Origin of the sequence: Rhodococcus sp. NPDC057529 (assembly GCF_042802055.1) — a bacterium.
GTDB lineage: Bacteria > Actinomycetota > Actinomycetes > Mycobacteriales > Mycobacteriaceae > Rhodococcus_F.
This window is the reverse complement of sequence record NZ_JBHVEY010000016.1, coordinates 124,937-137,391: the sequence shown is the minus strand read 5'-3', so window position 1 is coordinate 137,391 and position 12,455 is coordinate 124,937. Positions and strand designations below refer to the sequence as shown.

General features: G+C 62.4%; 10 protein-coding genes and 1 pseudogene. 7 read left to right on the top strand and 4 right to left on the bottom strand.

The genetic code is table 11. The features are described from left to right. The first annotated feature begins 11 nt into the window (after nucleotides 1-11). From ACFU5V_RS28720 to ACFU5V_RS28705, 4 genes are all read left to right on the top strand, one after another. Nucleotides 12-1,382 carry an NtaA/DmoA family FMN-dependent monooxygenase gene (locus ACFU5V_RS28720; protein ID WP_378703284.1) on the top strand — a complete coding sequence of 457 codons (1,371 nt, stop codon included), beginning with the start codon at nucleotides 12-14 and terminating at the stop codon, nucleotides 1,380-1,382. A gap of 31 nt (nucleotides 1,383-1,413) precedes the next feature. After that, entirely contained in the window at nucleotides 1,414-2,445 is a 1,032-nt protein-coding gene (locus ACFU5V_RS28715) for a TIGR03842 family LLM class F420-dependent oxidoreductase (protein WP_378703283.1), read from the top strand. A gap of 63 nt (nucleotides 2,446-2,508) precedes the next feature. Beyond that, nucleotides 2,509-3,009 carry a flavin reductase family protein gene (locus ACFU5V_RS28710; RefSeq protein WP_378703334.1) on the top strand — a complete coding sequence of 167 codons (501 nt, stop codon included), beginning with the start codon at nucleotides 2,509-2,511 and terminating at the stop codon, nucleotides 3,007-3,009. A gap of 267 nt (nucleotides 3,010-3,276) precedes the next feature. Then, the gene (locus tag ACFU5V_RS28705; protein WP_378703282.1) at nucleotides 3,277-4,554 is read left to right on the top strand and encodes a bifunctional 3,4-dihydroxy-2-butanone-4-phosphate synthase/GTP cyclohydrolase II; all 1,278 of its coding nucleotides are present in this window, start codon (nucleotides 3,277-3,279) and stop codon (nucleotides 4,552-4,554) included. A 682-nt stretch (nucleotides 4,555-5,236) separates the two neighbouring features. Here the strand turns inward: ACFU5V_RS28705 and ACFU5V_RS28700 are convergent. The 4 genes from ACFU5V_RS28700 to ACFU5V_RS28685 all read right to left on the bottom strand — a co-directional run bounded on the left by ACFU5V_RS28700 (nucleotide 5,237) and on the right by ACFU5V_RS28685 (nucleotide 8,448). Next, complete coding sequence (locus ACFU5V_RS28700) at nucleotides 5,237-5,611, bottom strand: WhiB family transcriptional regulator (RefSeq protein WP_378703281.1); 375 nt, start codon at nucleotides 5,609-5,611, stop codon at nucleotides 5,237-5,239. A 316-nt stretch (nucleotides 5,612-5,927) separates the two neighbouring features. Then, entirely contained in the window at nucleotides 5,928-6,722 is a 795-nt protein-coding gene (locus ACFU5V_RS28695) for an SDR family NAD(P)-dependent oxidoreductase (protein WP_378703280.1), read from the bottom strand. A 269-nt stretch (nucleotides 6,723-6,991) separates the two neighbouring features. Beyond that, nucleotides 6,992-7,438 carry a nitroreductase family deazaflavin-dependent oxidoreductase gene (locus ACFU5V_RS28690; RefSeq protein WP_378703279.1) on the bottom strand — a complete coding sequence of 149 codons (447 nt, stop codon included), beginning with the start codon at nucleotides 7,436-7,438 and terminating at the stop codon, nucleotides 6,992-6,994. Nucleotides 7,439-7,680: 242 nt separating this feature from the next. Then, nucleotides 7,681-8,448 (bottom strand): IclR family transcriptional regulator, encoded by a 768-nt coding sequence (locus ACFU5V_RS28685; protein ID WP_378703278.1) that lies wholly within the window; start codon nucleotides 8,446-8,448, stop codon nucleotides 7,681-7,683. Between the two features lie 203 nt (nucleotides 8,449-8,651). On the opposite strand from ACFU5V_RS28685, the pseudogene ACFU5V_RS28680 reads away from it, so the two are divergent. From ACFU5V_RS28680 to dmpG, 3 genes and pseudogenes are all read left to right on the top strand, one after another. Further along, nucleotides 8,652-9,475: pseudogene (locus ACFU5V_RS28680) on the top strand (2-keto-4-pentenoate hydratase). Between the two features lie 5 nt (nucleotides 9,476-9,480). Next, entirely contained in the window at nucleotides 9,481-10,464 is a 984-nt protein-coding gene (locus tag ACFU5V_RS28675; RefSeq protein WP_378703277.1) for an acetaldehyde dehydrogenase (acetylating), read from the top strand. Further along, nucleotides 10,461-11,498 carry a 4-hydroxy-2-oxovalerate aldolase gene (gene dmpG / locus ACFU5V_RS28670; protein ID WP_378703276.1) on the top strand — a complete coding sequence of 346 codons (1,038 nt, stop codon included), beginning with the start codon at nucleotides 10,461-10,463 and terminating at the stop codon, nucleotides 11,496-11,498. Before ACFU5V_RS28675 ends, dmpG begins: the two co-directional genes overlap by 4 nt. The last annotated feature ends 957 nt before the right edge of the window (nucleotides 11,499-12,455 follow it).

Below are 12,455 nucleotides of genomic sequence, written 5' to 3'. Positions count from 1 at the left end.
AAGGAAGTATTGTGAACAACCTCATCTGGGGCGTGTTTGAGTCGTTCGCGGGAGGCAACGGCATCCCGTCTTGGAGACACCCGAAAGGTCGCGGCGACGTGTACCTGCAGTTGCCGTTCTGGAAGGAGCTTGCGCAGCTGCTCGAGAGCGCGGACTTCGACTTCCTGTTCTTCGCTGACAGCTTCGCCGCGCCTGAGGTGGACGGCGCCGTGCCGGACACGGCCTTCGAGGAAGGCGTCCAGATCGGCTGCGGCGACACGCACACCCTTCTCTCGGCCCTCGCCGGTGCTACCGAGAAGCTCGGCCTCGTCACCACCTCGTCCGCCCTGTTCGAGACGCCGATCGTCGCGGCTCGTCGCTTCTCCACCCTCGACCACCTCTCCAACGGTCGTGTCGGATGGAATGTCGTCTCTGCCAGCGGCGCCCATAGTGCTGCCCGAATCTTCGGCGTCCCGATCCCACCACACGATGGTCGCTACGACATCGCCGACGAGTTCGTGGACCTGCAGCTCGCACTCTGGGAGGGCTCGTGGGCCGACGATGCCTACAAGGTCGATCGCGGCAGTGTCTTCACCGACCCCCGGCGCGTCCGACGGATCGAGCATGACGGTAAGTACTTCAACCTCAACGGGTACTTTCCCGTCCCCCCATCTCCGCAGCGGACGCCAGTCCTCTTCCAAGCTGGCACTTCGCCTCGAGGACGAGAGTTCGCCGGCCGCACGGCCGAATGCGTGCTCCTGCAGCCCGGGTCCGTCGAGGCGGCGGCGAAGGCCGTCACTGACATCCGCCAGGCCGCCGTGGCGGCGGGCCGCCGTGAGACCGATGTCAAGCTGATCTCGGGAATCACTGTCACGGTCGCACCGACCCACGATGAGGCCGTGGAGAAGCGGCGCCAGCTCGAGGACGCGTACCTTCCCGAGGCAGCGGCGATCGTGTACGCGATCATCACCGGGATCAATCTCCTTGACTACGATCAGGACAAGCCGCTGCCGCAGGTGTCCGCCGACGGCGGCACCACCCATGTGGATCGGTTCAAGGACCAGAAGCCACCCACTGCCGGCGAGATTCTCGACTCCTTCCGCAAGCAGGGCCTGCGCGGCTACCAAGTCACCGGCGATCCGATCGAGGTTGCCGACCGGATCGAGCAGATCGCGAAGGACACTGGCCTCGACGGGTTCATGCTCGAACCGACGTTCGGAAACCTTGACAGTTACCGTGATTTCATCGATCTCGTTGTTCCCGAGCTCGCTAAGCGCGGTCTGTGGGGTGCGAGGGAGGGCGACACCCTCCGGCAGCGGATCTTCGGTGCGGAGTCCAACGGCCGACTGCCGGACAACCACCCTGGCGCTAAGCACCGGATACGACCGACACCGGCGACATAGCCTTCCGCAGAATTTGTCCTGAGAGGTAGCCATGGACTTCGGAGTTGTGCTCCAGGCGGATCCGCCCGCCGCACGAGTGGTCGAGGTGGCCCGCCAGGCTGAGCTTTACGGATTCAGCCATGCGTGGACGTTCGACTCGCACCTGCTCTGGCAGGAGCCGTATGTCATCTACAGCCAGATCTTGGCAAACACGCGCAATCTCGTCGTGGGGCCGATGGTCACCAATCCGGCGACTCGGGACTGGACGGTCACGGCCTCGCTGTACGCAACTCTGAACGAAATGTTCGGCAACAGAACGATCTGCGGCATCGGCCGCGGGGACTCTTCAGTGCGTGTGATCAACGGGAAACCTGTCACGCTGGCGCAACTGCGAGAGAGCATTGAGGTCATCCGCCCTCTCGCCAACGGTGAGCAGGTCGAGTACAAAGGGAACCTTCTTCGATTTCCGTGGGCTATTAGGTCCGAGCTGCCGATCTGGGTCGCTGCATACGGACCCAAGGCGCTGGCCTTGGCAGGTGAGGTCGGCGACGGCTTCATCCTGCAGCTCGCGGACCCGGACATCACCGCCTGGTCGATCGCTGCTGTACGGAAGGCTGCGGCCGATGTCGGTCGCGACCCGGCCGATGTGAAGATCTGTGTTGCCGCGCCTGCCTACATCACCGACGGTAGCGACCAGAGCCACGCCCACGCGATCGACCAGTGCCGGTGGTTCGGGGGCATGGTCGGGAACCACGTCGCGGACATTGTCAGGCGCTACGGCGCCGACGGCGCAGCGATCCCAACCGCTCTGTCGGATTACATCGCTGACCGGGACGCATACGATTACAACTCGCACGGGCGCGCCGACAAGGACCACGCATCGTTCGTCCCTGACGACATCGTCGAGCGCTTCTGCCTCATTGGCACCGCCGAGAGGCACGTCGAACGGCTGCGCGAGCTTGAGTCCCTGGGTGTGGACCAGTTCGCAGTGTATCTACAGCACGATGCCAAGGACGAAACCTTGGCAGCATACGGCAACAAGGTGATGCCTCAGATTCAGGTCCGAGCAACCGCAAGGATTTGAAGTCGCTCCGCGCCACGAGCGCTCAGAGCGAAAAGACAAACCAATAAAATGGGAGTGATCAACATGAAGGTTACTGCAAACAAGAGTGACCTCGACCAGATGGTTCTCCGGGAGGCTTTCGGATGCTTCCCGAGCGGAGTAACGGCGTTCTGCGGCATGGTCAGTGGGAAGCCCGAGGGCATTGCGGCGAGCTCTTTCACCTCTGTGTCGCTCGATCCCGCGCTTGTATCGGTGTCAGTGGCTCACACGTCGTCGACCTGGCCCAAGCTTGCTGATCTCGATCGGCTCGGGTTGAGCGTGCTATCTGACGATCACGGCCCGGTTGCCAGGGCGCTGTCCTCGAAGGCGGACGACCGCTTCGCGGGCATTGATTGGCACGCAACCGAGAGCGGCGCCGTGTTCGTGGAGGGTGCGGCACTGTCACTGGAGTGCGCCCCATATGACACCATCAATGCCGGGGATCATAAGATAGTCCTGATGGAGGTCGTCGGACTGACCATGAGCACAAGCATCGAGCCAATAGTTTTCCACCGGAGCGCTTTCCGACACCTGAACGCTGGCTAGGTCGATCTAGGTCTCTCGTAAAGGAGCAGAGGTCGGATGCATGTTAAGCCGGTGAGTGGTCCTTCGGTAGTTGCTGGTGCGAATGCGGTGTCCACTATTGGAGCCGCTGAGTCAAGTCTGCTCTCCGAGTGAGTGATCCGTTGTCCAAGAAGATCCCGATTGCCAGTCGCGGCGCGGTAGCCGCTCCGTGCGACGATCGGCACCGTTGCTCTCTGCAACAACACACGTTCGCATGCGCGCTATACGTGTGGAAACCCGAGGAGAACCATGAGCTGGCAAACAGCCTCCCAATCAGTACAGCAGGCTGTAACAGCCCTAGCGCAAGGACGGTTCGTCCTGGTAGTCGATGACGTCGACAGAGAGAACGAAGGTGACCTCATCTGCGCGGCCGAGTCAATGACGGCCGACCTAATGGCCTTCCTCGTCCGCCACACCACCGGCATCGTGTGCACACCGATGACTGCTGAACGCGCCGATGCGTTGCAGCTTCCTCCCATGGTGAACGACAATAGTGATGCTCAAGGGACTGCGTTTACTGTCACCGTCGATCACATATCTACCGGTACCGGCGTTTCCGCCGAAGATCGAACGCGGACAGTTCGCTCCCTAGCCGATCTGTCCACTTCCCCGACCGACCTTCACCGACCCGGGCACATCTTTCCCCTTCGCGCACGAAATGGCGGCGTCCTTACCCGTGCCGGACACACCGAAGCCGCCGTCGACCTTACTACGATGGCAGGATTCTCCGGCGTCGCAGTAATTGGAGAAGTAGTCGATGATGACGGCTCCATGCGCCGTGGCGACTCGCTACGACGTTTCGCAGCCACTCACGACCTACCTCTCCTTACCATCGCAGATCTGATTCGCCACCGAAGGGGAACGGAGCGGCTAGTCGATCTGATCGCAACATCGCACATGCCAACTGAATTCGGCGACTTCAGGGCGATGGCGTATCGCAATGTCATCGATGGAACAGAGCACCTTGCTTTGGTGATGGGCGACGTCGTGGCTGCTGGCCAATCCGCCGAAGGCGCACTGGTCAGAGTGCACTCGGAATGCCTCACCGGCGACATCGTAGGCTCTCTACGCTGCGACTGTGGAGCCCAGCTCGAGCAGGCCTTCCTCGCGATCGCACGTGAAGGAGCCGGCGCAGTCGTCTATCTCCGCGGACACGAGGGCCGGGGCATCGGTCTCGGACACAAGATTCGAGCCTATGCACTACAGGAAGAAGGACTCGACACCGTCGACGCCAACACAGCCCAGGGGCTGCCGGTGGACTCCCGCAGCTTCGGCGTGGGGGCGCAGATACTCAACGATCTCGGTATCCGCCGGCTGCGCCTGATTACCAACAACCCTGCTAAGTACGGCGGCATCGAGGGATATGGACTTGAGATCACCAGCCGAGTGGCAATTCCTACCGTTGAGACGGCTCACAACGTGCGATACCTGCGTACCAAGCGCGATCGCATGCATCACGACATACCAGCTGGCCAGCCGGTGACCAGGCGAATTTCGCCGACCGACGGTACTAGTGCGGTCACATGAGAATTACAGTCTCGTGACTCACGAGGAACGAGTGCGCATTCGATTCGCTTTGACGTGGCAGCAATACGGGCGGCCTCCAAGCGAAGAATTCTTCACCAACTTAGGCATTTGCTAAAAGCAATTTCCGTGTCTGCGTCTGCCAAATCCTCACTAACCCGCCTGGCAGCTCGCAGACCAGGGGAGATCGAGCAAAACGCGAGCGACTCTACCTGTCTACCTCTCCCAGCCATCTCGGCAGAACTGATGTGAGACCGCCAGTTTAAGGTCTTGTAAAGAGCCAGTATGTATCCGAGCAACACGCTGAAGGCGGAACTGTCGGGTGTCTTACTTCGATCAACCGTACCTGGCACGCGGATTCAAGTGGCAGATCGATCAGGCCAAGCGCGTTAACTCTCTGGAAGCATCCACTCAACTTCGAGGCGGAAGCAGTCGTCGACAAAGAAGTTCTAGAGTGGAAAAGTTTGCGGGCGAGCATCTGTCGAGGCGCTGCAACGAGATTGGGTGCGCCGAGCTTTTGATAGGTGTGGCGTCGTAAGATGACCAGATGTGGTGTTATGCAGTATAAATGCGTGGGTGCGCTAGTCTGCATCATCGTGTCTGGCAGGACGACTGGTCGGGACAGAGGATTTTCCGCTGAGCGACAGGCTCTCGATAGGCGGCAGTACCTGTCCGCTCGGCAGTGTTATCCCGCTTCGCACTCAACGGATTCGGTGTCTGCCTCCATGGCCAGGGAGCGGTACAGCTCGGTCAACCGTAACGGCTCTTGCGCGGCAGTCTCAGGCTGGTGTGTGAAGCCCCTTCGGTCCGCTTCGGAGGTGCCGCCCCAGACGCCGTAGGGCTCGCCGACAGACAGTGCATAGTCACGGCACACCGCTTGGACAGGGCACTCGTGGCAAATTCTCCTCGCGACTCGTTCACGACGGATTCGTCCGGGTTTGGTCTCGTTGTCCCGGGCGAAGAATACGTCGGGGTCCAGATAGCGGCACCGGGCTTCGAGTTGCCAGTCCCACTGGCCGGTGTAAGGCCTCAGAACCTGAAGTAGCGACTGTCGTACCATGGTCTATCTATCCTCCTAATGTTCACGCGCCTGCGGTGCGTCGCGAGCGGCGGCGGCGGAAACTCACCCTATCTATCGAACTCGGCGCTCGAAATTGAGTCGAGAGCAAGGGATGCCGCGAAAGGAGCCACGGTGATCAGGCGCGGAGGATGCTCCCTTCGCGGCTCGACGACCTCGGCGCAGACCACGGCAGCGATACGCTCGGCACGGGCGAGCGAATCGCTGCCTACTGAGAACTGAAGTCGGCGGACCCGGTGAACAGGGAGATCCGGGATACGAGACTTGGTCGTTTGCACGGACGCTGATTGGCGTGACATCAGACCTGGGCGAGCCCTCCGTCGGCGAAGAGCTCGGCGCCCTGGACGTAGCTCGACGCGTCGGATGCCAGGAACAAGGCAACTTTGGCAATCTCGTCCGGGTCGGCGATACGACCGAGCGGCACGATCGACTTCAGCCCATCCAAGAGTCCTTCTTCATCGTTGGGGTTGATCGTGAGCAGGCCGGGCGTGAGGGTCGCTCCAGGGGAGAGCACATTGACGCGAGTTCCGGTGCCTTGCAGGTCGATGGTCCAGCAGCGCGCAAGGTTTCGCACGGCCGCCTTGCTCGATGCGTAGAGCGTCATGCCCGTGCCGGGGCTCAAGGACGCCGTTGAACCGATGAGGATAATTGAGGCGGATTCGCGAAAGAGGGGCAGTGCCTTCTGAACAGTGAATACGACTCCCTTGACGTTGGTGTCAAAGACGGTAGCGTACTGCTCTTGCGTTATCTCGCCGAGCGCCACAGTGCCGACTCCGCCGCCCGCATTCGCGACGACGATATCCAGTGCGCCGTGGTCGGTGCGGATATGGTCGTACACCGAGTCGAGGTCGTCCACCTTGGAGACATCAGCTCGAATGCCGCTCGCGCCTATTCCCAACTCGGCGACGGCGACGTCCAGCTCGGTCTGCCGCCGACCGGTGATGACGACCTCGGCGCCCTCGGCAACGAAGCGCGAGGCGATAGCCTTACCGATGCCGGCACTACCTCCGGTGACGAGTGCGACCTTGCCTTGAAGGACTTGCCCCATATCTGATTCCAGTTCTGCTCGTTCGTGCGGCTTGACCGCGGACACTATAGGTACGCTCAATTTCGTTGCTTGGCTACGGTCCGTGTTCGGCGGGCCGGTGCGGGATCGATTCGAGGCAGACTATGTACTGTGCCCGGCGCGATTCGCATCGGCGGGATACCGCGACGCTTCGCCTCGCTGCGGACACCGCGGGTGACCTCAGAGTGGGAGCGCAAACCGCGCCATTTGCTGAGCTGATTCGACGACCGTGAATCCGTACGCACGCAGTGCCATCACGCGCGTGCTGGTACTGCGTGCGTACGGGTTGAGGTTGTTCAGGCCCGCTCTAGCAGGAAGATGGGGATAACTCGATCGGTCTTTTCCGCGTATTCCGAGTACGGCTCGTAGACCTTCACCGCTCGCTCCCACCACAGCGCACGCTCCTCGTCGTTCGCGAGACGTGCTCGATAGCGGTGCTTCACGTCCTTGTCTTGGAGGTCGACCTCTGGGTTTGCAAGGAAGTTGTAGTACCAGGTCGGGTTCACGGGATCGCCACCGCGAGAAGCGACAGCGGCGTACACGCCGTCCTTTTCGACCCGCATCACCGGGCTCTTTCGAATCTTGCCCGACTTCGCTCCCAGAGATGTGATGACCACGATCGGCCACTGTGGATTGTCCTGGTAGCAGTTCCCGTCGAGGCCATTCGATATTTCAAACCTGTCGACTTGGTTCCGAACCCAGTCCCAAACAGGTGGCTCATATACGCCATCAAGAGTCGTCATGGCGCAATCCTATTGCCGAAAGTTGAGAAGTCAAGATATTTTCGACATTTTTGGTAGAACATCGACGGCCGCCTCGCCGCCGGGATGGTGCGCCACTGGTGGTCCGACCAAGAACGACCGCGGGGTTGCGCATGGGTTGCCGTGGGCAATCAGCCTTCGATGGAGCTGCTCGGCATTCTGGTGGGTATGGGCGCTAGTTGGGTTGATCGTCGGCGTGAAGTCTGACTCCGGATCAGGTGTATTCAGTATTCTAGGAGGCGATTTCGTCGAGCCAGGGTGACCCCGATCCCTTCGGCTGCCGCGCGAATAGATGCAGCGTGGGCGTCGGGTCGGAAGCGGTGGGAGGGACCGGTGACGCTGATCGCGGCGACGGTCTCGTCGCCTTCGAGTACTGGTGCGGCCGCACACACGATCCCGGTGGCTGATTCCTCGTATTCAAAGCCGATGCCCTCGGTAGCGATGCGGTCGAGTTGAGTGCGTAGTGGGCCGGGTACGACGATGGTGCGAGGGGTGTGACGGGGGAGTGCACCGCACAGCACCTTCTCCTGCAGTGTGTGGTCGGCATATGCCAACAAAACTTTTCCTATGGCCGTGCAGTGCAATGGCATTCGGCCGCCGACTCTCGATGGTGCGCTTGCTTGCCGATGGCCGCCGATCTTCGACAGGTATAGGACCTCCGTCCCGTCGAGGACACCTAGGTGCACAGTCTCGTGGGTGCGCACGTACAGATCCTCCATGAACGGGGTTGCTACCTCGAGGAGGCTGCGCTCGACCGATGCCCGCATGCCCAGTTCGAACAGGGATCCGCCGAGTCGGTAGCCGGCGCCGGTGCGGTCCAGTATTCGCACCGCCACCATGTCGGAGAGGACGCGATGCAACGTGCCCTTCGGGATGGATGTTCGGCGCCCCAACTCGGCCAGCGAAACGGCGGAGTCTTCGATGGTGAATGCGTGCAGCACCATCATGACCTTGCCCAGCACCGTTGTGCGGTCGAAAGTCTGGTCGGACAATGCCGTTTCCACCTCCGCTGTTCCTGGTGTCGTCGTCCACGATACCGAGTGCGTTCGACTCAGCGGAACGCTATGCTTGGCGCCCGATGACCCGGCGGCAACAGTGGAACCACCGTCCGCTCCCACACCATGCGGAGTCCTGGACGGATCCGCGAGTTCATGACCACGCCGCAACGTCACCCACGATCACACCTGGAAGTCAGATGATCACACCTCAAGGCACAGACCTTCCTTTCCCGACGCTTGCCGCCACCGGGGCTGTTGCCGCTGCCCGGTTGATTACCGCCGCCTCAACTTTCACGTCGTGTGCTCCGGTTCGCGACTTGATCGGTGCCGACGACGTCGCGGCGGCGTACGCCGTCAAGGAGCGGATCGTTGCCGGCCGGATCGCTGCCGGAGCGAGCGTCGTCGGCCGCAAGATCGGCCTGACCATCCCGGCGGTCCAGCAGCAGCTCGGTGTCGACCAACCGGACTTCGGTGTGCTGTTTGACGACATGCGGTGTGAGGAGACCACTCCGATCCCGTTGTCGCGTCTGCTGCAGCCGAAGGTGGAGGCGGATATCGCGTTCGTCCTCGCGGACGACCTGGGTAACGGCCGGCTCGACGACGCCAGATCCGCGCCGCCGTCGACTACGCGGTGGCCGCCCTCTGGATCGTCGACAGCAGAATCGCCGGTTGGGACATCACCTTCGGCGATACCGTCGCCGACAACGGGTCCAGCGAACTGTTCGTCCTCGCCGCCGACCGGCGCACCCTCGACTCCTTCGACCCGGTCGCCGCGCAGATGCAGATGTCCATCGACGACACCGAGGTGTCGACCGGAACCGGCACCGCCTGCCTCGGTGACCCGCTGCGAGCCCTGGCCTGGCTCGCGCGCACCGCACGCGAGTTCGGGCAACCATTGCTCGCCGGCCACGTGATCTTGTCCGGCGCCCTCGGACCGATGGCCGCCATCGACACCGCCGGCACCGTCCGCGCCGACATCACCGGTCTCGGATCGGTCACCGCAACCTTCACCCAGGAGTAACAACCATGAGCGAGAACACCCGCAAGGTCACCGTCGCAGTGATCGGATCCGGCAACATCGGCACCGACCTGATGATCAAGGTGATCCGCCACTCCGACGTCCTGCAAATGGGCGCAATGGTGGGCATCGACCCCGACTCCGACGGGCTCGCCCGCGCCCGCCGACTCGGCGTCCCCACCACCTCAGACGGCGTCCAGGGCCTGCTTCAGCTGCCGAACTTCGACGAGATCGACGTGATCTTCGACGCCACCTCCGCCAAGGCACATGCCGCCCACGCCGCCCTGCTCGAACCGCTCGGCAAACGGCTGATCGACCTCACCCCGGCCGCCCTCGGCCCGTTCGTGGTGCCGGCGGTCAACCTCGACGAACACCGGGACGCCACCAACGTCAACATGGTCACCTGCGGCGGTCAGGCCACCATCCCGATCGTCGCCGCCGTCTCCCGCGTGACACCGGTCGCCTACGCCGAAATCGTCGCCTCTATCGCCTCGAAATCCGCCGGACCGGGCACCCGCGCGAACATCGACGAGTTCACCGAAACCACCTCCCACGCCATCGAAACCGTCGGCGGCGCCCGCCGCGGCAAGGCCATCATCATCCTCAACCCGGCCGACCCGCCGCTGATCATGCGCGATACCGTCCTGTGCCTGATCTCCGCCCCCGACCCGGCCACTCACGACATGGTGCGCGACTCGATCCAGGCGATGGTCGACCACGTCGCGACGTACGTACCCGGTTACCGGCTCAAGCAACAGGTCCAGATCACCCCGGTCCTGGACGGCCAACCCGTGCACACTCTGCTCGCCGCCGGGGACACGGCGGCCCCCACCCACCAGGTGACGGTGTTCCTCGAGGTCGAGGGCGCCGCCCACTACCTGCCGGCCTACGCCGGAAACCTCGACATCATGACCTCGGCCGCAGTGCGCTACGCCGAGTCCGTCGCCGACACGATCGCCGCCCCGACGGCAGCACAGGGAGCAACCCGATGACCACACAGCTGTTCATCCAAGACGTCACCCTCCGCGACGGCATGCACGCCGTCCGCCACCGCATCACCCCCGACGACGTCGGCAAGATCGTGGCCGCGCTCGACGCCGCCGGTGTCGACGGCATCGAGGTCGCCCACGGCGACGGACTCGCCGGCGGATCGCTGAACTACGGCCCCGGCTCCAACACGGACTGGGAATGGATCGAAGCCGCCGCCGCCAACCTCACCCACGCCCGGCTGACCACCCTGCTGTTGCCCGGCATCGGCACCATCGCCGAACTCGAACACGCCTACGTCCTCGGCGTGCGGTCGGTGCGGGTGGCGACCCATTGCACCGAAGCCGACGTCGCCGCCCAGCACATCGGAAAAGCCCGGGAACTCGGCATGGACGTCTCCGGCTTCCTCATGATGAGCCACATGACCACCGCACCCGAGCTCGCCGCCCAGGCCAAGCTCATGGAGTCCTACGGAGCGCACTGCGTCTACGTCACCGACTCCGGTGGTCGGTTGACTATGGACGGCGTCCGTGACCGGGTCCGCGCCTACCGGGAGGTGCTCGACGAGGCCACCGAGATCGGCATCCACGCCCACGAGAACCTGTCGCTGTCGGTCGCCAATTCCGTCGTCGCCGTAGAAGAGGGCGTCACCCGGGTCGACGCCTCGCTGGCCGGGCACGGCGCCGGCGCCGGCAACTGCCCGATCGAACCGTTCATCGCTGTCGCGGACCTGCAGGGTTGGAAGCACAACAGTGACCTGTTCGCTCTGCAGGATGCCGCCGACGACCTCGTCCGGCCGCTGCAGGACCGGCCGGTTCGCGTCGACAGGGAAACCCTCACCCTGGGCTACGCCGGCGTGTACTCGTCCTTCCTCCGGCACGCCGAAGCCGCATCCCAGCGGTACGGCATCGACGTGCGCACCATCCTTCTCGAGGTCGGCCGCCGCGGCCTTGTCGGCGGACAGGAAGACCTCATCGTCGATATCGCACTCGATCTCCTAGCCGCGAACTCTGACAGTGCGGCGGGATCTAGGTCCTAGCTCGGTGCCCGAGGATGGCGTGCTCATTCTCACAGCTGTGTCGCATACTCAAGGACCAGTGACTGAAGGTCTTTGCATATTCCGACGCGGCGAGAAGGTGATCGCGCAACTCGGACCACTCCGGACCGAAATCAATATCGGCGATCGCATGGACCACCGCCGTTCAGCCTCGCTCGGATGATTCCTCGGTGTTGTCGGGTTGACTTGAATTGGGCGCGGCTGAAGACTGCGCCTAGCACGGCGTGGCATAAGTAATTGACGGTCAGGTCGAGCGCGACTGACATTCCCCGTATTCCCTCGCTTCGGGCGATTCCACAAAATCGACCAAGGCTTCTGCAGTCCCGACTAGATGTGTGAATTCCCATGAACTCTCGTGAGTATCGCCAGTGGCGTCAGAGGCGTCACGCCGCTTGGATCGAAGCCAACCGCAAACGCAATCATCCTGATCCCGAGGCGGAGCGTATTATCGAATTCGCCATTATGTGGGCACCCTTCGGGGGCGCTACCGAGGAGGAAATCCTTGTACACTTCGGACTGACGACGCACCGATTCATCGAGCGATTGTGGCAGGTCGTCCCCGAATCGAACTGTGTCCAAGACGAGATACGCAGTTTAGCGAGAGCATACCCCGCACCACCACTGAACCGGCGGCCAGGGGACTGACGGTCCGGTAGGTCCGAGGAACTGGCGAGGAAAGTTATTGTAAATTCACTCAGAAAGAAATGTGGAAAAGCCAATGAGGGAAATGACTTACTCAATTTTCCCTCAAAGCCGTTTGGAGCAGCCTTCTCATTCGATATCGGGAATACGACCACCGGCTAGGTGCCCGCAAAAGGGCATCATGTCTCCCCGCCGCATCGACGGGCTGTCGCGAGTGCAGCACCTAATCGAGTCCTCCCAAAAGGCGCGGTGTAGGACGTGTCCGGATCTTCCAGAGGCGCGGTCAGCAACTTAACC

What these genes read in the sequence shown, in the direction of transcription:
- ACFU5V_RS28700 (WP_378703281.1), bottom strand. Translation starts at nt 5,611, where the DNA reads ATGGTACGACAGTCGCTACTTCAGGTTCTGAGGCCTTACACCGGCCAG.
- dmpG (WP_378703276.1), top strand. Translation starts at nt 10,461, where the DNA reads ATGACCACACAGCTGTTCATCCAAGACGTCACCCTCCGCGACGGCATG.
- ACFU5V_RS28705 (WP_378703282.1), top strand. Translation starts at nt 3,277, where the DNA reads ATGAGCTGGCAAACAGCCTCCCAATCAGTACAGCAGGCTGTAACAGCC.
- ACFU5V_RS28715 (WP_378703283.1), top strand. Translation starts at nt 1,414, where the DNA reads ATGGACTTCGGAGTTGTGCTCCAGGCGGATCCGCCCGCCGCACGAGTG.
- ACFU5V_RS28690 (WP_378703279.1), bottom strand. Translation starts at nt 7,438, where the DNA reads ATGACGACTCTTGATGGCGTATATGAGCCACCTGTTTGGGACTGGGTT.
- ACFU5V_RS28675 (WP_378703277.1), top strand. Translation starts at nt 9,481, where the DNA reads ATGAGCGAGAACACCCGCAAGGTCACCGTCGCAGTGATCGGATCCGGC.
- ACFU5V_RS28710 (WP_378703334.1), top strand. Translation starts at nt 2,509, where the DNA reads ATGAAGGTTACTGCAAACAAGAGTGACCTCGACCAGATGGTTCTCCGG.